The following is a 22,761-nucleotide window of genomic DNA, read 5'->3' on the forward strand; positions in this document are numbered from 1 at the left end:
GAGCACGGTACCCGTCCCAGATAATCGATCAAACAGCAACCCAGAGGCTACTGCCAAATGGAACCGATCGGTCGATAGTCGAGTGCGGTGGCCTGCTTCCCGCATCCGGTTACCCCGCCGGCGCGCCGTTCAATCAAGTCCGGCGAAGAGATCATGTTCGCGTCCGTCCGGCCCGACCGGTCCCTTGACGCCACGCACGAGCACGAAATGCTCCTCCGGCAGCACCGGCTGCGCGATATCGTTCGACAGCGCGAACTCTCGCCCCGACGGCGCGACGGTGATCTGAGTCTCGTGCGCCCGCAACGCATTTCGCTTCGCGGCCAAACCGTCCGAGACATCGACGACGGTGGTGACGGTATGACTCGGCACGCTGGCCAACTCACCCTCGGCGGGCAACCGCCAGCCGGACGGCAGCGCACCCGGCAGCCCGTCCACCGTGCGCTTGGCGAGCGCGTCGGTGTGCGCGCGCAGCATATCGCCGTCGGTCACGGTCCAATAGAACTTCGGTGTGTCCCAACCTTTTTCGGCCGCGAGACGGACCGCGGCGGTGGTCACCTCATGCGCCCGGATGTGGTCGGGGTGACCGTAGCCGCCGCGCGGGTCGTAGCCGACGACGACGCGCGGACGCAGCTCCAGAATGATTTCGGCCATGGCAGCCACCGCCGCGTCACCGGAGTGGATGAACGCCCGCGGGTTCGCCTGCGACGCCATCCCGGCCATCCCGGAATCCCGCCAGCGGCCCGCGCCGCCGAGGAAGCGCGGCGGCGCGGCGTCCAAAGCCGCGAGCGCCCTGGTGAGTTCGAGGATTCGATAGCCGCCGAGCTGGTCGGCTCGTGCCGCGACCAATCCGGCCCACCGCTCGCCGATCACCTCACCCTCTTCACCGAGCGTGCAGGTCACCACGTGTACCGGAACCCCACGCATGCGGTAGTGCGCGATGGTGCCGCCAGTGGTGATGGATTCGTCATCGGGGTGCGCGTGCACCAGCAACAACCCGCCCGTCACGGCAGCATCCGCCACTGTGCGGCATCACCGAAGATGCCCGACTGGATGCTGCCGGTGAGCGCGACACCGTCCACGCGCGGGCCCGCCGCGGCCACCACGTTGTCCTGCACAATCGGCAGCACCGTCGACAGCGCCCACAGCTTCGGCTCGGCCTCCGCCAGAATCCGTCCGACATCGATGCCGCGCAGCGCGTCATCGATCTGGGCCTGCAGCGCCGGATCGCATACCCCGGACAGATTGCTCGGCGCGACCCGGACGACCTCCGGGCTCGGCTGCGAATCCCCGTTCGACGCGGGCACATTCGGCGGCGGGCAGCCATAGCGGGAAGCGAGCACGGTGGCCGGATCGGTGCCCGCCACCTCCCAGCCGACGATCGCGTCGACGGTGCTGTCGGCAAGCTCCTTGCCGTACAACGTATCCGCGGCGACGCTGCGCGCGGTGGCATCGATTCCGGCGCTGCGCAATTGGTCCGCCGCGGTGTTCGCGACGGCGATCGCGGTGTTGTCGCCGGATACCGCGCCGATCCGAATCGAAAGCGCCTTACCGTTTTTCGCGACCGAACGCGGGCTCGGCGCGGGCGAGGTCGGCGAGGCGACCGGCGGCTGTTCCGGCGCGCGCCCGAACCCGGCCTCGGCGAGCAACGCGAAGGCCTCGTCGGCCGAGGGGCGCGGCGGCACGGTCGGCGCGTAGCCGGGGTCCGACGGTGCGAGCACCTGTGCGCGCACCGGATCCACCCAGCCACCGGTATGCGCGCCGACGGTGGCCAGCAGCGCGGGATCGAGCAGCGCGAGCACCGCCCTGCGCACCCGGATATCGGCGAAATCGCCACTGCGCCCGTTCAATACGAGTTGCAGCTCGCGCGCCTGCGGGGTAATCGAGGTGCGCACCGAAGGGATCGCGGCAAGCTGCGCCTGCGTCGCGGCGCCGCCGTGCACAAGCGCCATCTGAGAATCGCTGGTGCGCAACGATTCCGCCAACTGCGCGGTGGTTCCACCGCGCTGCAGACGGATCTCGTCCGGTGCCGCGGGCGTACCCCAGTACCGGTCGTTGCGCTCCAGCCGGATCTCGTCGCGCCCCTGGTCGAGGTTCTTCACCGAGAATTGCCCACCGGACACCTTGATCGATCTGATCCACCCGGTCTGGAATCCGCCCGGCGAATCCTTCAGCAGATGCGACGGCAGCAGATTGCTGAACAGTTCACGCCACGCGGGATACGGCTGACTCATGGTGACCGTGACGGTCTTGCCGCCGTTGGACGACGCGATATCCGAAATATGCCGGTAGCCAGCGGAATCCACGACACCGGGCTGGGTGATCATCTGCTGCCACAGGAATCGGAAGTCCTCGGCGGCGATCGGCGCGCCATCGGACCAGTTGGCCTGGTTGCGCAGCGTATAGGTGATGGTGAACGGCTCCTGCGCCGTGACATCCGCCGAGACGAGCAGTCCGAGATCGGGCACCCAATCGGTGGCGCCGGGCACGGTCGGGCTCGCCACCGGACGGAACGGGCTCGGCAGCACCATCGAACTCACCGCCGAGGTGGCGGGCGACTGATCGGACCGCAGATGCGGATTGAATCCGATGCCGATGTCGTCGATCGCCACCACGACGGTGTTCTTACTCGGCTTGGGCGTCGTGGTCTGCGGGCTGTCGCTGGCCTCCACCGGCGGGGGCGGATTCGCGGTGCAACCGGCGAGCACCGTCAACGATGCCGCCACCGCAAGCACGGCGCGCACCGTCGCGCGCCCGACCCCCGATGTCACCTTCGGCACTCTACCTCGCACTATGTCGGGGGCAGCACCGGTGCGCCGCCCACATCGCCCTAATCCCCCGAGACCCGCTCCGGGTCCACCTTAGTTGTGCGAGAAGCGTTTACAGCGCCGCGCGGTCCCTTGCCTTGCGGCGAGAGAGTTCGCGGGCTCGCTCGGTGGCGCCGAGCACCACCTTGCGCACCCGGACCACCTCGGGCGTGACCTCGACGCATTCGTCGGCGGCGCAGAACTCCATCGCGCTCTCCAGATCCAGCTGCAGCGGCTTGGCGAGGGTTTCCATCACGTCGGCGGTCGAGCTGCGCATATTGGTCAGCTTCTTCTCCCGGGTGACATTGATGTCCAGGTCCTCGGCACGCGGGTTGACGCCGACGACCATGCCCTCGTAGGTGTCCGCGCCCGGCTCGACGAAGAACTGCCCGCGGTCGGACAGCTGGATCATGGCGAACGGGGTGACCGTGCCCGCACGGTCGGAGACCAGCGAACCGGTGTGCCGGGCCCGGATTTCACCGGCCCACGGCGCGTACCCGTGCGAAACGGCGTTGGCGATGCCGGTGCCCCTGGTCTCGGTGAGGAAGTCGGTGCGGAAACCGATCAGGCCACGCGAGGGAACGATGAACTCCATCCGCACCCACCCGGCGGCATGGTTGCTCATCTGCACCATCTTGCCTTTTCGGGCGGCGAGCAGCTGGGTGATCCCACCGAGGTACTCCTCGGGGCAGTCGATGGTCAGTTCCTCGTACGGCTCGTGCACCTTGCCGTCGACCTGCTTGGTGACCACCTGCGGCTTGCCGACGGTGAGCTCGAAACCCTCGCGGCGCATGGTCTCCACCAGGATGGCCAGCGCCAGCTCGCCGCGGCCCTGCACCTCCCAGGCGTCGGGGCGGCCGATGTCGAGCACCCGCAGCGACACGTTGCCGACCAGTTCCTGGTCCAGGCGCGCCTTGACCATGCGCGCGGTGAGCTTGTGGCCCTGCACCCGGCCGACCAGCGGCGAGGTATTGGTGCCGATGGTCACCGAGATGGCGGGTTCGTCGACGGTGATGCGCGGCAGCGCGACCGGGTTGTCGATATCGGCGAGGGTGTCGCCGATCATGATGTCCGGAATGCCGGCGATGGCGACGATGTCACCGGCGACGGCGACCTCGCCGGGCTTGCGCTCGACGCCGATGGTCTGCAGCAGCTCGGTGATCTTCACCTGCTTGACACCGTCGCCGTGCATCCAGGCAACGTTCTGTCCCTTGCGCAGCTCACCGTTGTGGATGCGGACCAGGGCGAGACGGCCGAGGAAGGCCGACGCGTCCAGGTTGGTGACATGCGCCTGCAGCGGCGCGGCCGGATCGCCCTTGGGCGCCGGGATGTGCTCCATCAGCACGTCGAACAGCGCGTCCAGGTTCTCCGCGGCGGGGGCGTTGCCGTTCTCGGGCCGCTCCTTGGACGCCTTGCCCTCGCGGCCGGAGGCGTAGAGCACGGGCAGGTCGAGGGCCAGCTCGGCGGCCTCGGCGGCGGCGTCGTCCAGATCGGATGCCAGATCGAGCAGCAGGTCGTGGCTTTCCTCGACCACCTCGGCGATGCGCGCGTCCGGGCGGTCGGTCTTGTTGACGACCAGGATCACCGGCAGCGAGGCGGCCAGCGCCTTGCGCAGCACGAACCGGGTCTGCGGCAGCGGACCCTCCGAGGCGTCCACCAGCAGCACGACACCGTCGACCATGGACAGGCCGCGTTCCACCTCACCGCCGAAGTCGGCGTGGCCGGGCGTGTCGATGACGTTGATCACGGTCACCGAACCGTCCGGGTGGTGGCGATGCACCGCGGTGTTCTTGGCGAGGATGGTGATGCCCTTCTCCCGCTCGAGATCACCGGAGTCCATCACCCGGTCGACCGGTTCGGCGCGCTCGGCGAAGGCGCCGGACTGGCGCAGCATGGCGTCGACGAGCGTCGTCTTACCGTGGTCGACGTGGGCCACGATGGCGACGTTGCGAAAATCGCGTGCAGACGACACGCCTGAATCCTCCTGCTGTAAGTGTCGATGCCGGCCCTGCCCATGGAGAACTTGGTGGAGAATCGACTTCACCGGGCAAACTGGCCAGCCTCACACACTACCGGTAAAGAGACCGCAAAAGACCACGCGGGCCACTTAGGTTATGCTAAGCAATCATGGGCAAGGTTAAGGCGAAGCAGGTTTCGAGCCTGAAACCGAAGAAGAAGTGCTGTCGGAAGAAGACGCGCTGCTTGAAATGCCCCGTGGTCATCATGCGGATGAAACGCCTGGAAGCCGCGGGTGTTTGCGGCAAGGAACTGAAAAAGGGGCTCAAGAAGGCCCGCGCCGCCTGATCCCCTATCGGCGAATGCCCGATGCCGCTCGGCTCGGTGGAGTAGAACCGAATTCATGAGCGCAGCACTGCTGACCGAGACCGAACTCACGCAAGCTCTCACCGGATTGCCGGACTGGACCCGCTCCGGCGACACCATCACCCGCACTGTTCAGGCCCCCACCTTTCTCGAAGGCATCGACCTGGTGCGCCGGGTCGCCGAGGCCGCGGAGGCGGCCAACCATCATCCCGATATCGATATCCGCTGGCGCAAGATCACCTTCACCCTGTCGACGCACGATTCCGGCGGATTGACCGCGCTGGACACCGCGTTGGCGGGCGAGATCGACAAGCTGGCCGGATAGTCAGGCCGCGCCCGAACCCGCGTCCACCGGCTGCGGACGTCCGAATCGGAACGTCCGCAGCCCTCGCCACTGGGCGAGCAATTCGCCACGGCCGTGCCAGATCATCCAGCCGAACAGCACCAGCACCCCGGCGACATCCACCGCGCCGAGCCAGGACAGGATGCCCGGCCGGGAGATCGTCCAGATCGACGGTTGCAGGAACGAGAGCACCCACGGCACCCCGACCGCCATGGTGACGAGCCAGTAGCCCGCGATGATCCGCGCGCCGGGCAGTTCCCGCACCGGCCCGAAAAGCAGCCAGAGCACGGTCGGTATCAGCCAAACCCAGTGGTGGGACCAGGAGATGGGCGAGACCATCAGCCCGAACAGCTGCACGATGAGCAGGGTGCCGAGCAGGTCGTCGGGCCGCAGCGTGCGCCAGGCCAGCAGCGCGAGCACCGCGACGACCAGCGCCGCGGCCAGCCACCACGGACCGGACTCCACGTCGTAGCCGAGAATGCGGCTGATGGTTCCGCGCAGCGACTGGTTCCACACCGAGCCGACCGGGCCGATCCGGTGCGCGTCACCGAGCAGGGTGCCGAAATACCGCCGCGCCTCCTTCGAATTGATCAGGAAGCTGAGGCCGACGGTCGCGCCGAACGCCACCGCGGACCATACGACCGTTGCCCAGCGCCGCCGCGCCGCGAAATACAACCCGCCGATCGCCGGGGTCAGTTTGATGCCGCCGATGATGCCGATCAGCGAACCCGATACCCACCACCGCGCGCTGCGCACCGCGGCCATCGCACCGAGCACCAGGAAGACATTGACCTGGCCGTAGTCGATGGTGGTACGCACCGGCTCCATCCACAGGCCGACGGCCGTCCAGGCGATCGTCGCCGCGCGCCAATTCGGTTCGCGCAGACGCTCTTTGCCGATCAACAACTCCAAAGCGATGCGCACCACCCAGTAGAGCGCGGCGACCGTCGCCAGCAGCCAGCCGATCGCGACGACGGTGAACGGCAGGAAGTGCAGGGGGTAGAAGACCAGCGCGGCGAACGGCGGATAGGTGAACGGCAGCGGGAAGTCCGGCGTCTTCTCCGAATAGGTGTAGTCGTAGAGCCGGTCGGTGAGCAGATCGGCCGAACCGTTGACGTAGACGTGCAGGTCGACCAGGTTCATACCGTTGGGGGCCAGCAGCATCCAGCCCAGGCGGATCAATACGGACAGACCGAGCAACGGCACTGCCCAGCGGAGGCCGGCAGCGGCGGGACGTGCGTCCACCCGTGCGCTCTCTCGGTTCACAATCGCAGGCTTTCGAGTCGGGTCGTCGGCCTGGTTCCGGAACGGATCCGGGGTTGGGCGACGCGGCGGGGAGTGCTGTGCATTAGATTAGCCGCAGCGCGGGAGGCTCCGGCCATTCGCCCGAATCGCTGATAACATTTGTATCACCTTTCACACCAGTAACAGACAACGGCGCTACCTTCTGTTCACACTGATCGTCCACGACAGCGGCGCCGCTCATAGTGAGCTGTACAACAGAGCGGCCTTATCCCTAGAGTGACCCCGGAAACGATGGCTTTTCAGGTAAGGACGGCTAGACCAGTGCTTCGCTACCGAGGATCGCGGATCGTGCTTTCCGTGCTCGCCATGACGGCGAGCGCCGCGCTCGCCGCGCCCACCGCATTCGGCGCTCCGGCCCCGGCCGCCCCCGCACCCGCGCCGGCCGCCCCGGTTCCCGCTCCGGCCTCGGTGCACACCGACACCGTTCCGATGATCCCCGAGGGCGTCCCGATCGACGCCATCGCCTCGCTGGCCCCCGCCATCGTCGGCGCGATCGCCGGACCGGCCGACGTCTCCGGCCCGCAGTCCGCCATCCTCGATCAGGCCCGCAGGCTGCTGGCGACGCTGAACCTGCCGCCGCAGGTCAAGGACACGCTCGACAAGATCATCACCTTCCTCGACGGCAGCGGCGGCGGTGGCCCCGACCTGCCGCCCAAGGACGGTCCGATGATCGCCCAGTTCCTCTACCCGACCATCGGCAAGGGCTGCATCGCGCCCACCGCCGATTCGGTCGGCACCGCGCTCGCCGTCCCCGGTCCGGCCACCCTGCCGCCGCCGGGACCCAAGGCGGGCCAGGCCGGATTCGTATTCACCGCGCTCGGCACCAAAGGCCCGACGCCGGTGCAGGATCCGCCGATGACCGTCCAGTGGCTGAACCTGGACACCCGGCAGACGGGTGTGCTGCCGCTCACCGATGAGGCCAAGATCAATCCGGGCGGTCCGGCCACCCTGTCCGCCATCGCCGACACGGGTGCGGGCCGAATCGTCGCGGTGATTTCCGGTTCGCTCACCACCAAGGCCGACGACGCGGACCCGCGAACCTGCTCATTCCTGCCGACGCTCGGATTCTTCAGCGTCGCTTGATAATTCGTACATCCGGACAACCCCTGTGCATTTGCCCGGATTTATACAGGGGTGATGGCGCATCATCGGCCGCCGATTGTGGTAGACCACTTTCATGGCGACTATCGAGAGTTCGATAAGGCCCGATCGTTGTATCCGTAGCAGGCGTTCGCGCCGATCCATCCTGTCGTTCCGTTCGGAGGGCTCGATCCTGTCCATCGGTTCGGCGTATTCGATCCTGTCCATCGGCAGCGTCGGCTCGGTGCTGTCGATCGGATCGGTCGGATCGTTCGCCTCGGTGATTTCCTCCGCCTCGTTCGCCAGCGTCGGCTCGGCGTTCTCCGGGCTGTCGCGCTGGTCGTTGCTCTCCTGGCTCGGCGACCACCAAGCGCCGGAGACCCGCCCGACGCTGCGGGTGGTGCCGGACGACGAACCCGACCTGAGGGTCGCGCCGGTCTGTCATTGCCAGACATAAGACCTGAGTCGAAGTCCGGCCGGAAGCGCCGGATGGGGCTTCGACACAGGAGGGGCTACCAGGCGCCGAATTCGGGCTGCAGCGCATTGTTGAGGTCGACGCCGACGCCGTCGATGGCGCGTTTGTCGACCTCGAACTGGTGCAGGTGCGCCGAGGGGTGCACGAAACCCTTCGGTGTGCCCCAATTGTGCTGCCAGTAAAAGGAACCCAGATTCGCCGCGGTGGCCAGCTCGATGGTGGGCGCGTTCGCGTAGACGCCGGTGTTCGCCTGGCCGAGCACCGACTGCCAGCCGAGTAGATACGGCGCGATCATGGTGGCGAAGTCGATGGCGCTCGGATTGTCATCGATGGAGGCGTAGATGGGTGCGTCGTCCGGGCCGCCCGCGGCGCGGTGCAGGGCGAGGCCGCGATCGGCGTGCCGCTTGCCCGCCTCCAGCCCGCCGCGCCAGTCCGCGGTCGGGCCCTTGCCGAACTGGTAGCAGGACACAATCCGCAGGCCCGCGGCCCGCAACTCGTCGACTTCGCGGGAGCGCAACGGTTTACCGGCCATCCACTCCGCGCCGGGTCGCCGGTCCGAGACATAGCGGATCACCCCGAGATGGCCCGCGTCACGAATCGCCGCGGCCGACGGGATGCCGCCCGCGTAATCGACCAGGGTTCCGATCGGCGCGGCGGCGGAGGCGCGTGGCGCGGCGGCGGCCAGGCCCGCGGCGGCGGTGACGGCGAACAGCTGACGCCGGGACAGCGAGAACGAACGCATCGCAGAACTCCTTCGCGCAACCGCTGATGTGTGGCTGTGGGTGGATCTGCGACGGAGGCCGGTGAAACCCCTCGCGCCGCCGTTGTGGATCTGAGGGCCTGGAGCGGCCCAGCGTACCCGGCGCACCTTCCCCAAGTGTCACTCGCGCGCCGGGAGCCTCGAACGTGCACTCATTTCACCACACTCACATATGAACCGCTAGGCCCATGCGATAACTCTGTTCACACTTGTAACACGTGACCGTTTCAAGATCATCGGACCCGATGTCGACGTTCAGGCAGCGCCGTCTATGCGCGCGGCGACATCGATGGTGCGGATCGACGGGTCGGCGAGTTCGGCGCGGATAACCCGGACGACCTGTGCGACAACCTGTTTGCGGATACCGGCCAGCGCGCCGAGTGTCGCCGCGCGCATGCCGTGCGCCTTGAAATCGAGCCGGACATCGGCGGTTTCGGGCGGCGGCACATCGATGACGATCAGCAGCGGGTCGGCGGCGCGGGCAGTCAGCACCAGCGGCACCTCGACCTCCGCGCGATATTTGTTGGCCTTCAACACGTCGACGGTGATGTCCAGGCTCACCGGCAGCAGCATGTCGAAGACGATCGGGTCCGCCGGGAGTTCGGGCTCGGCGCGCTCGGCCAGCCGCGGCACCAGCACCGCGCCGCGCACCGTCACCGTCGCCGATTTACGCGGACCGGTGCGCAGCGGCCCGACCTCGATCGGGCGGCCCGCCATCCGCTCGACCACCTGGAACACCCGGTCCCGGGTGACGATGCGCTCGAAGAAGCGGCGGCCGAACTCGCCGTAGTCGATCCACTCGAATTCGGCCTTGGTGCGATGTTCGGACCGGACGCCGGAAACCATTGCCTCGACGTCGAAGACGCGGCTGCGCCGCACCTGCGGATCGGCCAGCATGGCGTTGACCCGGTTGGCCACCTCGCGCTGCACCAGGCCCGCGATCGGATCCAGGATCCACTCCCACGCCGCCTCGATGGCCTGCGCCCGCAGCACGAAGCTGACGTCGCGGGCGGTGAGCGGCGGTATGTCGATGACGATGAGCACCGGATCGGCGGTGCGCGCGTGCATCGTCATATCGATCTCGACCACCGCCTCGAAGCGCAGCTTGCGCCCGCCGAGCAGGACTTTCAGCGATAGCGATACCGGAACGGTCACCTCGAAGGTGACGTGCGGACCGCTGCGCAGCACATGCGGCTCGCCGACCTTGCCCTCGGCGACGAATCCGGCGAGTCCGGCCGGGCCGATATTGAACGGGCCGATCTTCATGCCCTGCCCGCCGATACCCGCCACCGCTGCCTCGATCCGGTCCTCGGTCACGGCGTGTGTGACGAAGCGTTCCCCGAAGTCGGCATAGTCGATCCAGGCGGGGGCGGCGTCATCCACCATCCCGTCGGCTCCCATGGCCCGGCGCGTTTCGTCGGTCGGCTGCATCAGAATCTTCCGAAACCCTCACCCTTCGAACGGACATGCACACGGTACGCGACAAAGGTGTCGGTTCGGGGCACGGCGCGAATCGGCGTGGACGACAGCACGAAATACGCGAGCCGGGATCCCCGCCCTGCCGATGAGGGGGAGGCAGGACGAGGATCATCGACGGTGCTGCCGGGCACCGCCGAATCAATCGTAGAGGTCAACGCCGGACGCGCCGACGGCGCACACTCCGAGCCGCGTCGATTGCGGCGCAACAACTCTCGGGTTCATGGATCACAGCCGCCCGAATCCGACAATTCCGGAATCGTCGGCCAGTGCGAAGCGGTGGATCCGAATACCGCCCAGTTCGTTGCCGCCGATCGTGGTCACCGTGCCGTCCCGCGCGGTGAGCACGATGTTCGTGTGCTGATGAAAGGGGCTCGGATCGTTGTAGAGCAGCACATCTCCGGTGCGCGGTTGATAACCCGATGCGATCGGCGCGAACCGGCCCACCCCCTGGTAATACTCCTGCAGCGTGTAGACGCCGGGAATGCGCCACGATCCGGAGTTCGGATTCGCCAGCGGTGCACCGGCCTCCCGCATCACCCAGCTGACGAAATCGGCGCACCACGGTTCGGTGACACCCTCGGCATACGTCGGACCGGTTCCGGGATGGTCGAATTCACGCTCGAGCACCGAAACCAGCCGCGCCTGAACGGGATCCAGCGCGGACCGATCGATATCGGGAAACTGGACGACTCGCGTGCCGACGATCGGCGCACCGGCCGAATTGTCCTGCCACCAGCGCAATCCCACGGCACCGGCGCCCGCGAGCGCGACGACCGCGAGCACCGCCGCGATCCAGCGGCCGATCCGCCGCGGCGCGGCGGCGCGAGGTTGGGTCATATCCACTACGACGAACCAACGGGCCCGTCGGTTCCATCGATCCGGCCGCGAATTAATTCGTTGCCGCTATCACGTCGGCGGCGGTAGAGTTCTACCACGCTATTCTATGAGGGTAGACATTGGGGATATTGATATGGGATTGAACATAAAAAACGAGCAGGTACACGCCCTGGTGCGCGAGGCGGCCGAGCGAACGGGTATGTCGCAGACCAGCGTTGTGGAGGAGGCAGTGAAACGTATGTTGAAAGAGCTCGACGCCGAACAGAAGGCGGCGCAGCAGTCTCGCAAGGAACGAATGTACGAGATTCTCGCCGACATCGACGCCATCATGACGCCGGAGATGCGGGCGTCGCTGACAACCGATGATCTCTACGACGATCAGGGGATGCCAGCTTGATCATCGACGCATCAGCGGTTATCGCGATCCTCAGCCATGATCCCGAGCGAGAGAAGTTCGTCGACGCGATGGACTCCGCATCGACACTGTCGATGTCTGCGGTCAATCATTTCGAGCTAGCGATCAAAGTCGACCGTTCGTTGGATCCTGTATTCGCCCGTCGTTTCGCCGAGCTGATCAGGGACAGCGCCATCGAAGTTGTGCCTGTTTCACTGGCGCAAGCCGCCATTGCCCGCGATGCGTATCGCGACTTCGGAAAAGGCAGCGGACACCCGGCACAACTGAACCTGGGCGACTGCTTCGCATACGCACTGGCAACGGTCACCAGACGGCCATTACTGTACAAAGGCAACGATTTCGTCCATACCGACATCAAATCCGCTGTCTGACAACATAACTCGCAGTCGATCACCGGCTCCGGCCGAACCGAGAGGGGCGCATCCGTTTCGGATGCGCCCCTCTTTTGCCGGACCTATCCTCTGAACCATGACCGACGACGAGTTCTTTCTCGAACCGAACATCGGCAAGCCGACGACGAAAATCGGATACTTCACCAGCAGACGGTACCGGAGGGCAGGCTGATCGCCTCCGCCATGCGGGATTTCCAGCAGGCGCAGCCGGTTCCGGTGCGGCCCACCGAGGCTCAACTCGCCGAAATCAAGATCCCGGTGCTCGCCATCATGGCGGGCCGCAGCATCGTGCACGACGCCGAGCGGGCGGCCGCGACGGCGCGCACCATTCCCGGTGCGCGGGTTGAGCTTTGGCCCGAGGCCTCACACGCGATCAACGGCGAGTTCCCGGAACGCATCGCCGAGTGCTTCGCCGAGTTCACCGCTGAGCTGTTGTAAAGCCGTGCCCAGCAACGACAGTGGGGCCGAACGTCATCGTTGACGTTCGGCCCCAAGGTCGTTCGGGCGCCATTGCCCGAGAGATCTTGGGCCGCGCGGTTATGCGGCGGCGTCGGCCGCCTTGCGCATCGGAATGCACAGGCTGATCAGGATGCCCGCCGCCGCGGCGGCCGTCGCGATCAGGAAGGTGGTGTGGAAGCCATCCCGCGACGGCAGCACGAACTTGCCGAGCTGCATGGTCATATGGGCGAGCACCACGCTCATCACCGCCGAGGAGGTGGAGGTGCCGATGGAGCGCATCAGCGAGTTGAGGCCGTTGGCCGCCGCGGTCTCGGTGATCGGGACCGCGCCCATGATCAGCGCGGGCATGGCGGCATAGGCGAGACCGATACCACCCGCGATGATCATCGAGGCGACCATGATCTCCCACACGCTGTTCATCAGCACCAGCGCGCACAGGTAGCCCGCCGCGATCACCGCGGAGCCGAGCGCCAGGGTGACCTTCGGGCCGCGCGAGGCGGACAGCTTGGCCGACACCGGCGAGAGCAGCATCATCACGAAACCGGTTGGGGCCAGCGCCAATCCGGCGTTCACCATGGTGAGGCCGAAACCGTAGCCGGTCTTCTCCGGCGCCATGAGCAGCTGCGGGAAGGTCATCGACATGCCGTACAGCGCGAAGCCGACCGCGATCGACGCGATATTGGTGAACAGCACCCGCGGCCGCGCCGAAACCCGCAGGTCGACCAGCGGCGACTTCTGACGCAGTTCGAAGAAGCCCCAGATCAGGAACACCACGACCGAGAGCCCGAACAGGCCGAGCGTGCTCGCGCTGGCCCAGCCCCAGTCGGCGCCCTTGGTGATCGGGATGAGCAATGCCAGCAGGGCGATCGAAAGTCCAACCGCGCCACCGAAATCGAAGCGGGCGGGGGTGTGCACCGGAGATTCGGGCACGAAGATGAAGCACAGCACCGCGCAGAGCAGACCGAGCGCGCCCGCGGTCCAGAACAGCATGTGCCAGTCGTAGTTCTGCGCGATCGCGGCGGCGAGCGGCAGGCCGAGGGCGCCGCCGACGCCGAGTGTCGCGCTCATGATCGCCATCGCGCCGCCGACCTTCTCGGCGGGCAGCTCGTCGCGCATGATGCTGATGCCGAGCGGGATCGCACCGACCGCGGCGCCCTGCAGCGAACGCCCGACGATCTCGGGCACCAGCGAGGAGAAGGTCGCGCACACGACCGAGCCCGCGACGAGCAGCACCAGATTGGCGAAGAGCACCCGGCGCTTGCCGAACATATCGCCGAGGCGGCCGCTGATCGGGGTCGCGACGGCGCCTGCCAGCAGCGTCGCGGTGACCACCCAGGACGCGTTGGACGCGGAGGTGTTCAGCAGCGTGGGCAGTTTGGGAATGATCGGGATGACCAGCGTCTGCATGAGCGAGACGACGACACCGACCGTGCCGAGGGTGGCGATGAGGAGGGCGGGCGGTGTCTTGCGCCGATCGCCGGTGGAGACGGTCTTGGCAGACGCGTCGGCAGCAACAGTCATGAATGTGTACGCTACACATCCTATGTATGGTGCACAATTTGCTATGACCGTGATACCGGCGACATAGTGAGGGCCATGACCGGTGCCCCAGACAGCAAGGCGTTCTCCCGTCTCGTCTTCGAGCTGACCCTGCTCTCTCGGCACTTCCCCGCCTCGGTACTGCGGCGGCCCGGCTTCCAACTGGACAGATCGGCGTTCCTGATCCTCACCCGCCTGGAAATCGACGCCCCGCTGAGCCTGCGGGAGCTGTCCGAGGCCTTCCAACTCGACATCTCCACGATCAACCGGCAGGTGGCCGCGATGCTCAAGGCGGACCTCGTCGAGCGGGTCGCCGACCCGGAAGGCGGGATCGCACGCAAGGTGCGGGCCAGCGCGAAGGGGCTGGAGATGCTCGCCGCGGATCGGCTGCAGAGCCATGACGGAATCGGCGCGGTGGTGGCCGATTGGTCCGACGCCGATGTCGCGCAGCTGAGCGCGCTGATCGCGCGGCTCAACGGATCGATAGAGCGGCTGGAGCACAACCCGTGGCCGCGGCCGCCGGAATTGGAATGAGCCGCAGCGCCTTTCGGTATCAGACGAGACGATTGACCGCCCGGCCCGCCGCCTTGACCGTCGCCAGCACGGGCGCGGATTCCAGCGTCCGGATCGCGGGCAACGCGGCGAGCCGGGTGGTCAGGTAGCGGTGCAGTGCCACCGGGTCGGCGCACATGGCTTGGGCGACAAGGTTTGTCGCGCCCGTGGTGGCAGCGACGAAGGCCAGCTCCTCGTGTTCGGCGAGTGTCCTTGCGACGCCGTCCAATTCGGCGGGCGCCACCGACATCCACAGCAGCGCCCGCGTGGTCGCGCCGAGTAGCGCGTCGTCGAATTCCACGTCGAAGAACAGCGATCCGGTCGCACGCAGTTCGGCCAGCCTGCGCGTCACCGTCGCCTGGGACCAGCCGGTGGCCGCGGCCAGCTCGGTGAGGCCGGCTCGGCCGTCGCGGCTCAACGCGGTCAGCAGCGCCCGGTCCGGAGCTGAAAATCCTGATGCCGCACGGGATTCCGAACGACCCGCCGGTGGCGCCCAGTCGAGCGCGCCGCGCTGCGCCGCGTCGAGGACGCTGAGGTGACCGCGCCATGCCGTCGGTCCGCCGCGATAGGTGTGCAGCACCAAATGGGCGGAGCTGCCCGTAATGCCGGATGTGCGCGGAAGATCGTGCAACAGAATCGATTTCGCGGCCGCACCGTGCGGGACATCGACGACGAAAAGTATTTCGGTGCCACCGGAGATCAGCTTGACCCAGGACGTATCCGGGCGCCGGGCGAGCGCATGTGCGAGATTCTGCGCCGTCGCGGTGGTCACGGTGAGGCGAACCACCCACTGCGACTGGCCCACCCTGGCCGGATCGGGTAGGCCGACCACGCGCAGGCCCGCCGCGCGCAGCTTGCGATAACGGCGGGCGACGGTCTGGGTGGAGACGCCGAGCACCGTCCCGATCCGGTTGAACGGGGCCCGGCCGTCGATGCGCAGGGCGTGGATCAGACCGCGGTCCACCTCGTCGAGGGTGGTTATTTCTTTCATGATTGCCATAATTGCGGAAGTATTCCGCAAGATTCCAGCGGTGAATGGAGTCGATGGCGGCACCGGCCCGATGCTGGAGCACGACATCGCCGCACCATCGGAAAAGGAAGTACCGCAATGATTCTCGTGACCGGAGCCACCGGGACGGTCGGCCGCGCGCTGATCGGCCGACTACTCGCCGTCGGCGAGCCCGTATGCGCGATGACCAGGACGCCCGCCGCGGCGAGCCTCCCGGACGCCGTCGAGGTGCGGCGTGGTGATTTCGGCGATCCGGCCACGATCGCCGCCGCGCTGTCCGGCGTCGACCGGGTGTTCCTGGCGTCCAGCGGTCCGGCGATACCCGAACACGATGCGAACGTCGCCGAGGCGGCGGCCGCGGCCGGGGTGCGCCGGTTGGTGAAACTCTCGGCGGGCCGGGCCGGTGACGACACCGCCACCGATCAGATCCCGGCCTGGCATCGCGCGGGCGAAGCGGCCGTGCGCGCGGCCGGGGTGCCGTGGACCATCCTGCGGCCGTTGGGTTTCATGTCCAATGCGCTGCACTGGGCGAGCACCATCCGCGAAACGGACACCGTATACGCACCGTTCGGCCAGGGCCGCATCGCCGCTATCGACCCCGAGGACATCGCCGCCGTCGCCGTCGCGGCGCTGACCGAGGACGGGCACGCGAGCAAGATTTACCCGATGAGCGGACCGCAGCCGCTCTCCCCCGGCGAACAGACCGAAATCCTCGGCGAGGTGCTCGGCCGGCCGCTGCGCTATGTCGAGGTGGCACCCGAGCAGTCCCGCCAGTCGCTGCTCGACTATGGGGTCTCCGCCGAAATGGCCGACGCGATCATGGCGTTGCGGGCGACCGCGCTGGCGGCGTTCACCTCGGTGGTGTATCCGACGGTGCGGTCGGTCACCGGTCGCGAGCCGCGTACCTTCGCCCAGTGGGCAACCGCACATGCTGCGGCTTTCCAGCGGGAAACGGTCGCGCCGGGCACGCCGTAGGATCGGTGCGTGAGGTTCGGTCTCGGTTTGCTGGCCGTGTCGGTGCTCGCCGCCGCGTGCGATGCGGGCCCCGAGAACGAGTGGTCGGATTGGACCGTCGGCGTCTACTACACGGCGGTCCAGTCGTTCTATGACGGCCCGACGCATACGGTGCGCGGCTGCGCCGATTTCGACTGCACCGAATCGGACACCGAACTCGGCGAATTCCCGGACGATTTCATCGATGCGGTGCGCGATCAGGGCACCGGCCGGATCACCGACGGACCGCACGCGGGCGAATACCTGAACTGGTCCTACGATGTCGGTTTCCGCCTCGATAACCAGCCGCGCGATCCGAACGGCGCAGTGCTGCAACCGTTCCGCAGCGCGGCGGCCGACGGGCTGGAACCCGGCACCCGGCTGCGGCTCACCGACTGCGGCATCATCGACGCCAAGGACGACCGCACCTGCGCCAAATTCAAGGCGGCCGAATGGGTTATCGGTGACGAGTCGACGCCGGGTCTCGGCGGTCCGAAGCATATCGACCTCTATGTCGGCGAGGAGACCGAGGAGGATCTGCTCGACGCCACCGAGATCATCACCTTCGCCGGGGCTATGCTCGAACCGCTCGACTCGACGGCTCTTCCGTAACCTCCGGCGGCACAATGGTTTTCGGCTTCACACTGCGGCTGTTCAGCCACGCGCCGACGAACATCAGTGCCGCGCCCGCCGCCTGCACCGGTGCGATGGATTCACCAAGCAGCACCCAGGCGCAGGCCAAGCCGAAGGCGGGCACCAGGAACATCGCCGATGCGGCGACCGCAGGACCGACCTGTCCGACCGCGCGGTAGTACAGGACATAGGCGAGGGCGGTCGGCAGAATGCCGAGATAGGCCTGATTGAGCCAGAATTCGAGCCCGAGGCCCGTCCAATCGACCCGCGCGAACTCCGGCGTCGCGAAAAGTCCCAGCGCCGAACTGCCTGCGGCCGTGGCGTATACGGTGACCGTCGGGGCGGAGAGACGGGACAGGATGGGCGCCCCGAGTATGGTGTACGCCGCCCAGCAGACGGCCGCGCCGAGAAATATCAGATCGCCGAGGAGGCGGTTGCCGCCGGAATCCGGGATGCCGATGAAGAAGACGACACCGCCCACGACCGCCGCGGTCAGCCCGGCCGCACGCGTCGGGGTGATCGCGGTGCGGCCGAGCAGCGCTGTCACCACCAGGGTGACCACCGGCGCGCACATCGGGACGATCACGCTGCCGTCGGCGGCGGGCGCCAGCGAAAGTCCCAGGAAGAAGCAGACGTTGTAGCCGAAGACGCCCACCAGGCCGAGCCCGCCGACCCGCGCCGCGTCACGCGGGCGCAGCCGCGGCAATCGCAGCACGACGACCAGCGCGATGGTTCCGATGAGGAAGCGGAGGAATCCGGCGACCTCGTGCGGTACCTCGCGCACCGCCAGCTTCGATGACGCGAACGCGCTGCCCCACAGCGCCATCACCAAGATCAGTAGAAGACGTATACGCACGTCATCGATCGTTGCCGGAGGGCGGGGCGCGGTATTGAACGCTGGTGCGGGGACAATGGACGGGTGGCGAATGGTGAGTGGGTGAATTACCGGCGAATGCCGGATCGGCCGGTCGAGGTGATGCACGCGCATTTCGAGCGCCACACCTACCACCCGCACACCCACGAGACGTATTCGTTCGGGATCACCGAATACGGTGCGCAGAGCTTCGATTGCCGGGGAGCAGCGCGGGTGAGCGCCGCGGGCATGGTGATGGCCTTCAACCCCGACGAACCGCACGACGGGCACAGCACCACCGAGTTGGGCTTCACCTATTCGATCGTGCATATCGACCCCGAGCTGGTGACCGATCTGCTCAGCGATCAGGCGGGCCGCGCCACCGGGCTGCCGCTGTTCACCGATCCGGTACTGCCCGACCAGCTACTCTCCGGCGCGCTGCGCAGGCTGATCGGCGCACTGGACGGTCCGGCGACGCCACTGGCCGCCGATGAGGCGCTGGCCGCGACGGTATCCGCCATGGTGCGTCGCGGTGCACGTAACCCGTTGCGCCGCACCGTTGTTCCAATATCCGGCAACGGTTCCGATATCGCCGCGCGGGTACGCGCGCTGCTCGACGAACGCTACCTCGACCCGCTCTCGATGGACGATCTCGTCGCCGCGAGCGGAGCCAGCCGCTTCGCCCTCTACCGCGCCTTCCGCGCGAATTACGGTCTGGCGCCGAGCGATTACCAGCGCCTGCTGCGGCTGCGCGCCGCCCGCAGACTCCTCATCGCCGGTCGCCCCGTCAGCGAGGCCGCCATCGAATCCGGCTTCGCCGACCAGGCACACCTCACCCGCTGGTTCCGCCGCTGCTACGGCATCACCCCCGGCGTCTACCGAAACGCGTGCTGAACCCGCATCGGGGCCATTTTCCGGCACCGCCGGGCGACGGATGAGTCTAAGGACTAGGGGTGTGGCCGGGGGACGAGTGGGGCTAGAGACCGGCGGATTCGACTACCGATGCGACGACGCGGGCTATGTGGGCGGCGGCTCGGTCCGGGTCGGGTTGGCCGGCGTCGAGCCAGGCGATGACCGCCTCGGTGGTGAGGGCGGGTAGCAGGCGGGCGGCCCAGTCGCGCCAGCGTTGGTCCGGGATGCGTTGGGTGAGTTGGTGTTCGGCGATTTCGATGGAGTTGGTGCGCAGGGCGTCGGTGACGTCGCGGAACTCCGGTTCGCGGGCGGCGTGGCGGAACAGCAGGCGGAAGGCGTCCGGGTCGGCGGCGGCCGCGCGAAGCAAGGCCGGGATGGTGGTTTCGCCGTAGTCGCCGGAACCGACGGTGGCGCGCAGTCGCTCCCGGCCGCTTTCCAGGACGGCGCGGTAGAGGTCGGCCTTCGAGGCGAAGTGGCGGTACAGGATCACCGGTGTGATGCCCGCCTCCGCGGCGATCGCGTCGAGGCCGGTGCCCGCGAAACCGCCCTGAGCGAAGGCGCGGGTGGCTGCCGCCAGGATCTGTTCGCGCCGCTCGGCCCTGGGCAGGCGCCTCGTCGCCACCATCCCCGATCCTCCTCTTGTTTAGTGCAGATTATACACATACGCTTGTATAAGTAATCTTATACAAGATCGTTTGTATACAGGAGGGCGTCGTGACGACCCCGATTCAGCTGCCGCTAGCAGGCGGAAATCCGCTGCGCCCGGCATCGGAACTACGAAATATGTTGAAAACAGGCGTGATTCATCGCGCCCGCACACCGGTCGGCGATCCGGCCTGGTTGGTCACCGGATACGCCGAGGTGCGGCGGCTGCTCGACGACGACCGGCTCGGCCGCGCCCATCCCGAGCCGGAACGCGCGGCCCGCACCGGCGATTCGGCACTGTTCGGCGGCCCGCTCGGCAACTTCGACACCGAACGCGCCGACCACGCCAGAATGCGTGCGCTCATGCAGCCGCACTTCACGCCGCGGCGGGTGCGGGCGCTACAGTCGCGGGTCGACGCGCTCACCACCGAACTGCTCGACGCGCTCGCCGAATCCGGCCCACCCGCCGATCTCGTCGCGAAACTCGCACTGCCACTGCCGATCCTGGTGATCTGCGAACTGCTCGGCGTGCCGTACGCCGATCGCGATCGCTTCCGGGGTTGGACACAGGACGCCGCGAACATTCGCGATCGCGGCGTCTCCGAACGCGGCATCGCCGAATTATTCGGCTATGGACTGGAATTGGTGCGGCACAAGCGCGCGAACCCCGCCGACGACGTCATCTCGCGGCTGTGCGCCATGCCCGATGTCTCCGACGAGGAGGCCGCGATGACCGCTGTCGGGCTGCTGTTCGCCGGTCACGAGACCACCGTGGTCGAGATCGGTAACGGCGCCCTTCTGCTGTTGGCGAATCATGAACAGTGGCAGGCGCTTTCACAGAATCCAGCACTGCTGCCGAATGCCGTCGACGAGCTGCTGCGGGCCAGGACCGGCGGCGGCAGCGGCGGCATCCCCCGCTACGCCCGAGTGGATTTCGAGTTCGCGGGCGTCCAGATCCGCACCGGCGATCTGGTCCTGCTCGACACCCACTGCGCCAACCACGATCCCGCCGCCTTCCCCGACCCGGACCACACCGACATCACCCGAAATGCCGCACACCACCTAACCTTCGGCTACGGAGCCCACTATTGCCTCGGCGCCCCGCTCGCCCGCCTGGAGCTACGCAGCGTCTTCGCCCAACTCATCCCCCGCTTCCCGAACATGCGCCTGACCGTCGCCCCCCAAGACCTCACCGTCCGCGAAGACACCCTCACCGGCGGCCTGACCGAACTACCCGTCACCTGGTGACCCGAACCGCTCGCACACCGTCCACCGCTCACATCTCCTGATATCATTGATATCAGGAGGTGGTTGCCATGACAGATATCTTGATTCGGGATATCCCTGATTCGACAATCGAGGAGATCGATCGACGCGCAAAAGGGATGGGCGTATCGCGCACCGAATTCTTACGCCGGTGGCTCAGCAGGGATTTCCGTCCCGCAGTGCCGGTTACGGCCCGTGATCTCGGCCGCCTCGGCGCACTTGTGCAAGATCTCGACAACCCTGACGTCATGGGGAAGGCCTGGTCTTGACCGCCCGCCCCTGGCTCATCGACAAATCGGCCCTGGTGCGACTCGGCCAATCTCCAGATGCCGAAGAATGGGCGGAGCGAATCGAACGTGGACTGGTCCGCATCGCGACTGTCACATTGTTGGAGGCTGGCTACTCCGCCAGGTCCGCCACAGACCTCACCGAATTGCTCGATCTTCCGCCACTCGCGCGCATGCCAGTGGAGTACATGACACCCACGGCGGAGGATCGGGCCGTCGATGTGCTCCGAATACTTGCCGAGCGAGGACACCATCGCGCACCGTCCATACCAGATCTGCTGATTGCGGCGACAGCGGAGCAAGCCAAACTCGTTGTTCTCCACGCCGACAAGGACTTCGAGTTGATCGCCGGAGTCACCGGCCAACCGGTGGAATGGCTCCGGTTCGATAAGCGCTGAGCCCGCGGGCGGTTTCGATCGTGGATCGCTGGCTTACGTCGCCCCCGAGCGGCTCAACGGGCACGAGGGCGATCCGGCCTCGGACCTGTGGTCGCTCGGTGTGCTGTTGTTCGCCGCGGTGGAGGGCTATCACCCGCTGCAGCGCAATACCGATGTCGCCACGCTCGCCGCGATACTGCGGGCCGAGGTCCCGCCACCGCGGCAGGCCGGTGCGCTCACGCCCGTCATCCAAGCGTTGCTGGTGCCGGATCCGGCGCGGCGACCGTCGGCGGAGCAGCTGGAAGTCATGCTCGCACAGGCGGTCACGGACCGTACGCCCGCGACACAGCAGTGGCACCTACCGACCGCGCCGATAACTCCTCGACGCACCGTGGCGCCCTGGATCGCGGCGGGCTCGGCCGCCGCCATCGCCGCGACCATCGCGGCAGCGGTGATCCTGTGGCCCAAACCTTCCGGGCCGCAGGCACTCCCGGGTCCGGCGCAACCGACTTCCACCGAAGCGGCCGCACCGACGACCAAGCCGGCCACACCGACGCCGAACACCAAGCCGCATATCGATCTGCTCACTCCCGGCGGCATCCGCGGCGCCATCGCCGCACTCGAAAAGGCAACCGGTGGAACAGAATTCACCGCAACTACGGTGTACCTGGACAATATCGACACCGGCGCACCGGTCAAAGATCAGCCGAAAGTCTACGACCGGTACACCTTCCGCGACGGCAAGACCATCCGCACCGGCCCCGGCAGCACGTTGACGAAGCCGACGGTCAACCTCGGCAAGATCGATTGGGATATCCTGCCGAAGTTGCTCGACGAGGCTCCGGGCATGCTCAACGTCCCCACCCCGACCCACCGCTACCTGATCATCGATCCCGCCTGGGGCTTCAACAACGACCAGCCGACGATCCTGCTCTACCTCGGCGACGACTACGGCTCCGGCTACCTCGCCGCCAATCCGGACGGCACCATCGTCCGCACCTATCCGCACGGGAGTTGACCCCTG

At 67.1% G+C, this 22,761-nt stretch carries 26 protein-coding genes; 15 read left to right on the top strand and 11 right to left on the bottom strand.

The annotated features are described in order from the left end of the window. Window positions 1-129: 129 nt before the first annotated feature. The 3 genes from mshB to typA form a co-directional block, all read right to left on the bottom strand. Complete coding sequence (gene mshB / locus F5544_RS38245) at window positions 130-1,005, bottom strand: N-acetyl-1-D-myo-inositol-2-amino-2-deoxy-alpha-D-glucopyranoside deacetylase (RefSeq protein WP_167477667.1); 876 nt, start codon at window positions 1,003-1,005, stop codon at window positions 130-132. After that, window positions 1,002-2,777: an ABC transporter family substrate-binding protein gene (locus F5544_RS38250; RefSeq protein ID WP_428847095.1), complete on the bottom strand. Its 1,776-nt coding sequence runs from the start codon at window positions 2,775-2,777 to the stop codon at window positions 1,002-1,004. The genes mshB and F5544_RS38250 overlap by 4 nt, the downstream gene beginning before the upstream one ends. Window positions 2,778-2,877: 100 nt before the next feature. Beyond that, window positions 2,878-4,776, bottom strand: coding sequence for a translational GTPase TypA (gene typA / locus F5544_RS38255; protein ID WP_167477668.1), 1,899 nt, complete (start codon window positions 4,774-4,776; stop codon window positions 2,878-2,880). Between the two features lie 155 nt (window positions 4,777-4,931). Between typA and F5544_RS38260 the strand changes: the two genes are divergently transcribed. Then, window positions 4,932-5,108, top strand: coding sequence for a hypothetical protein (locus F5544_RS38260; RefSeq protein WP_167477669.1), 177 nt, complete (start codon window positions 4,932-4,934; stop codon window positions 5,106-5,108). Window positions 5,109-5,163: 55 nt separating this feature from the next. After that, window positions 5,164-5,451 carry a 4a-hydroxytetrahydrobiopterin dehydratase gene (locus F5544_RS38265; RefSeq protein ID WP_167477670.1) on the top strand — a complete coding sequence of 96 codons (288 nt, stop codon included), beginning with the start codon at window positions 5,164-5,166 and terminating at the stop codon, window positions 5,449-5,451. Here F5544_RS38265 and F5544_RS38270 read toward each other — a convergent pair whose 3' ends face one another. Further along, entirely contained in the window at window positions 5,452-6,714 is a 1,263-nt protein-coding gene (locus F5544_RS38270; RefSeq protein WP_238846879.1) for a mannosyltransferase, read from the bottom strand. Between the two features lie 366 nt (window positions 6,715-7,080). Between F5544_RS38270 and F5544_RS38275 the strand changes: the two genes are divergently transcribed. Together F5544_RS38275 and F5544_RS38280 are read left to right on the top strand one after the other, a co-directional pair. Beyond that, on the top strand, window positions 7,081-7,857 hold the full coding sequence (locus F5544_RS38275; RefSeq protein WP_167479772.1) for a hypothetical protein: 777 nt from the start codon (window positions 7,081-7,083) through the stop codon (window positions 7,855-7,857). Between the two features lie 94 nt (window positions 7,858-7,951). Then, window positions 7,952-8,311, top strand: a complete 360-nt coding sequence (locus tag F5544_RS38280; RefSeq protein WP_167477672.1) for a hypothetical protein — start codon at window positions 7,952-7,954, stop codon at window positions 8,309-8,311. 55 nt (window positions 8,312-8,366) lie between these two features. Here F5544_RS38280 and F5544_RS38285 read toward each other — a convergent pair whose 3' ends face one another. The 3 genes from F5544_RS38285 to F5544_RS38295 form a co-directional block, all read right to left on the bottom strand. Next, complete coding sequence (locus F5544_RS38285; protein WP_167477673.1) at window positions 8,367-9,071, bottom strand: DUF1906 domain-containing protein; 705 nt, start codon at window positions 9,069-9,071, stop codon at window positions 8,367-8,369. 273 nt (window positions 9,072-9,344) lie between these two features. Then, window positions 9,345-10,520 (bottom strand): hypothetical protein, encoded by a 1,176-nt coding sequence (locus tag F5544_RS38290; RefSeq protein ID WP_238846880.1) that lies wholly within the window; start codon window positions 10,518-10,520, stop codon window positions 9,345-9,347. A 273-nt stretch (window positions 10,521-10,793) separates the two neighbouring features. Then, window positions 10,794-11,405, bottom strand: a complete 612-nt coding sequence (locus tag F5544_RS38295; RefSeq protein WP_167477674.1) for a CHAP domain-containing protein — start codon at window positions 11,403-11,405, stop codon at window positions 10,794-10,796. A 133-nt stretch (window positions 11,406-11,538) separates the two neighbouring features. Between F5544_RS38295 and F5544_RS38300 the strand changes: the two genes are divergently transcribed. From F5544_RS38300 to F5544_RS38310, 3 genes are all read left to right on the top strand, one after another. Continuing rightward, the gene (locus F5544_RS38300) at window positions 11,539-11,802 is read left to right on the top strand and encodes a type II toxin-antitoxin system VapB family antitoxin (RefSeq protein WP_167477675.1); all 264 of its coding nucleotides are present in this window, start codon (window positions 11,539-11,541) and stop codon (window positions 11,800-11,802) included. Further along, window positions 11,799-12,191, top strand: a complete 393-nt coding sequence (locus tag F5544_RS38305) for a type II toxin-antitoxin system VapC family toxin (protein ID WP_167477676.1) — start codon at window positions 11,799-11,801, stop codon at window positions 12,189-12,191. Before F5544_RS38300 ends, F5544_RS38305 begins: the two co-directional genes overlap by 4 nt. Before the next feature lie 204 nt (window positions 12,192-12,395). Continuing rightward, complete coding sequence (locus F5544_RS38310) at window positions 12,396-12,650, top strand: alpha/beta fold hydrolase (RefSeq protein WP_167477677.1); 255 nt, start codon at window positions 12,396-12,398, stop codon at window positions 12,648-12,650. 99 nt (window positions 12,651-12,749) lie between these two features. Here F5544_RS38310 and F5544_RS38315 read toward each other — a convergent pair whose 3' ends face one another. After that, complete coding sequence (locus tag F5544_RS38315; protein WP_167477678.1) at window positions 12,750-14,192, bottom strand: MFS transporter; 1,443 nt, start codon at window positions 14,190-14,192, stop codon at window positions 12,750-12,752. Window positions 14,193-14,267: 75 nt separating this feature from the next. Here F5544_RS38315 and F5544_RS38320 point away from each other — a divergent pair, with 75 nt between their 5' ends. Next, the gene (locus tag F5544_RS38320) at window positions 14,268-14,744 is read left to right on the top strand and encodes a MarR family winged helix-turn-helix transcriptional regulator (protein ID WP_167477679.1); all 477 of its coding nucleotides are present in this window, start codon (window positions 14,268-14,270) and stop codon (window positions 14,742-14,744) included. Between the two features lie 19 nt (window positions 14,745-14,763). On the opposite strand, the gene F5544_RS38325 is transcribed toward F5544_RS38320, so the two are convergent. Further along, entirely contained in the window at window positions 14,764-15,753 is a 990-nt protein-coding gene (locus tag F5544_RS38325; RefSeq protein ID WP_203217439.1) for an Lrp/AsnC family transcriptional regulator, read from the bottom strand. Between the two features lie 117 nt (window positions 15,754-15,870). On the opposite strand from F5544_RS38325, the gene F5544_RS38330 reads away from it, so the two are divergent. Together F5544_RS38330 and F5544_RS38335 are read left to right on the top strand one after the other, a co-directional pair. Continuing rightward, on the top strand, window positions 15,871-16,746 hold the full coding sequence (locus F5544_RS38330; protein WP_167477680.1) for an SDR family oxidoreductase: 876 nt from the start codon (window positions 15,871-15,873) through the stop codon (window positions 16,744-16,746). Between the two features lie 9 nt (window positions 16,747-16,755). Further along, window positions 16,756-17,376, top strand: coding sequence for a hypothetical protein (locus tag F5544_RS38335; protein WP_167477681.1), 621 nt, complete (start codon window positions 16,756-16,758; stop codon window positions 17,374-17,376). On the opposite strand, the gene F5544_RS38340 is transcribed toward F5544_RS38335, so the two are convergent. Further along, a complete protein-coding gene (locus F5544_RS38340) occupies window positions 17,339-18,253 on the bottom strand; it encodes a DMT family transporter (RefSeq protein ID WP_167477682.1) in 915 nt (304 codons plus the stop codon). The two genes, F5544_RS38335 and F5544_RS38340, sit on opposite strands and share 38 nt — an antisense overlap. A gap of 63 nt (window positions 18,254-18,316) precedes the next feature. Here F5544_RS38340 and F5544_RS38345 point away from each other — a divergent pair, with 63 nt between their 5' ends. Continuing rightward, complete coding sequence (locus F5544_RS38345) at window positions 18,317-19,144, top strand: AraC family transcriptional regulator (protein ID WP_203217440.1); 828 nt, start codon at window positions 18,317-18,319, stop codon at window positions 19,142-19,144. Window positions 19,145-19,226: 82 nt separating this feature from the next. Here the strand turns inward: F5544_RS38345 and F5544_RS38350 are convergent, their stop codons facing one another. After that, window positions 19,227-19,787, bottom strand: a complete 561-nt coding sequence (locus tag F5544_RS38350; protein WP_167477683.1) for a TetR/AcrR family transcriptional regulator — start codon at window positions 19,785-19,787, stop codon at window positions 19,227-19,229. A 158-nt stretch (window positions 19,788-19,945) separates the two neighbouring features. Between F5544_RS38350 and F5544_RS38355 the strand changes: the two genes are divergently transcribed. The 4 genes from F5544_RS38355 to F5544_RS38370 all read left to right on the top strand — a co-directional run bounded on the left by F5544_RS38355 (window position 19,946) and on the right by F5544_RS38370 (window position 22,755). Next, the gene (locus tag F5544_RS38355) at window positions 19,946-21,055 is read left to right on the top strand and encodes a cytochrome P450 (protein WP_167479776.1); all 1,110 of its coding nucleotides are present in this window, start codon (window positions 19,946-19,948) and stop codon (window positions 21,053-21,055) included. 68 nt (window positions 21,056-21,123) lie between these two features. After that, window positions 21,124-21,342, top strand: a complete 219-nt coding sequence (locus F5544_RS38360) for a ribbon-helix-helix protein, CopG family (protein ID WP_167477684.1) — start codon at window positions 21,124-21,126, stop codon at window positions 21,340-21,342. Beyond that, entirely contained in the window at window positions 21,339-21,758 is a 420-nt protein-coding gene (locus F5544_RS38365; RefSeq protein ID WP_167477685.1) for a PIN domain nuclease, read from the top strand. Before F5544_RS38360 ends, F5544_RS38365 begins: the two co-directional genes overlap by 4 nt. Window positions 21,759-21,786: 28 nt before the next feature. Continuing rightward, complete coding sequence (locus F5544_RS38370; protein WP_238847532.1) at window positions 21,787-22,755, top strand: protein kinase domain-containing protein; 969 nt, start codon at window positions 21,787-21,789, stop codon at window positions 22,753-22,755. Window positions 22,756-22,761: the final 6 nt, after the last annotated feature.

The organism is Nocardia arthritidis (assembly GCF_011801145.1).
GTDB classification, from domain to species: domain Bacteria; phylum Actinomycetota; class Actinomycetes; order Mycobacteriales; family Mycobacteriaceae; genus Nocardia; species Nocardia arthritidis_A.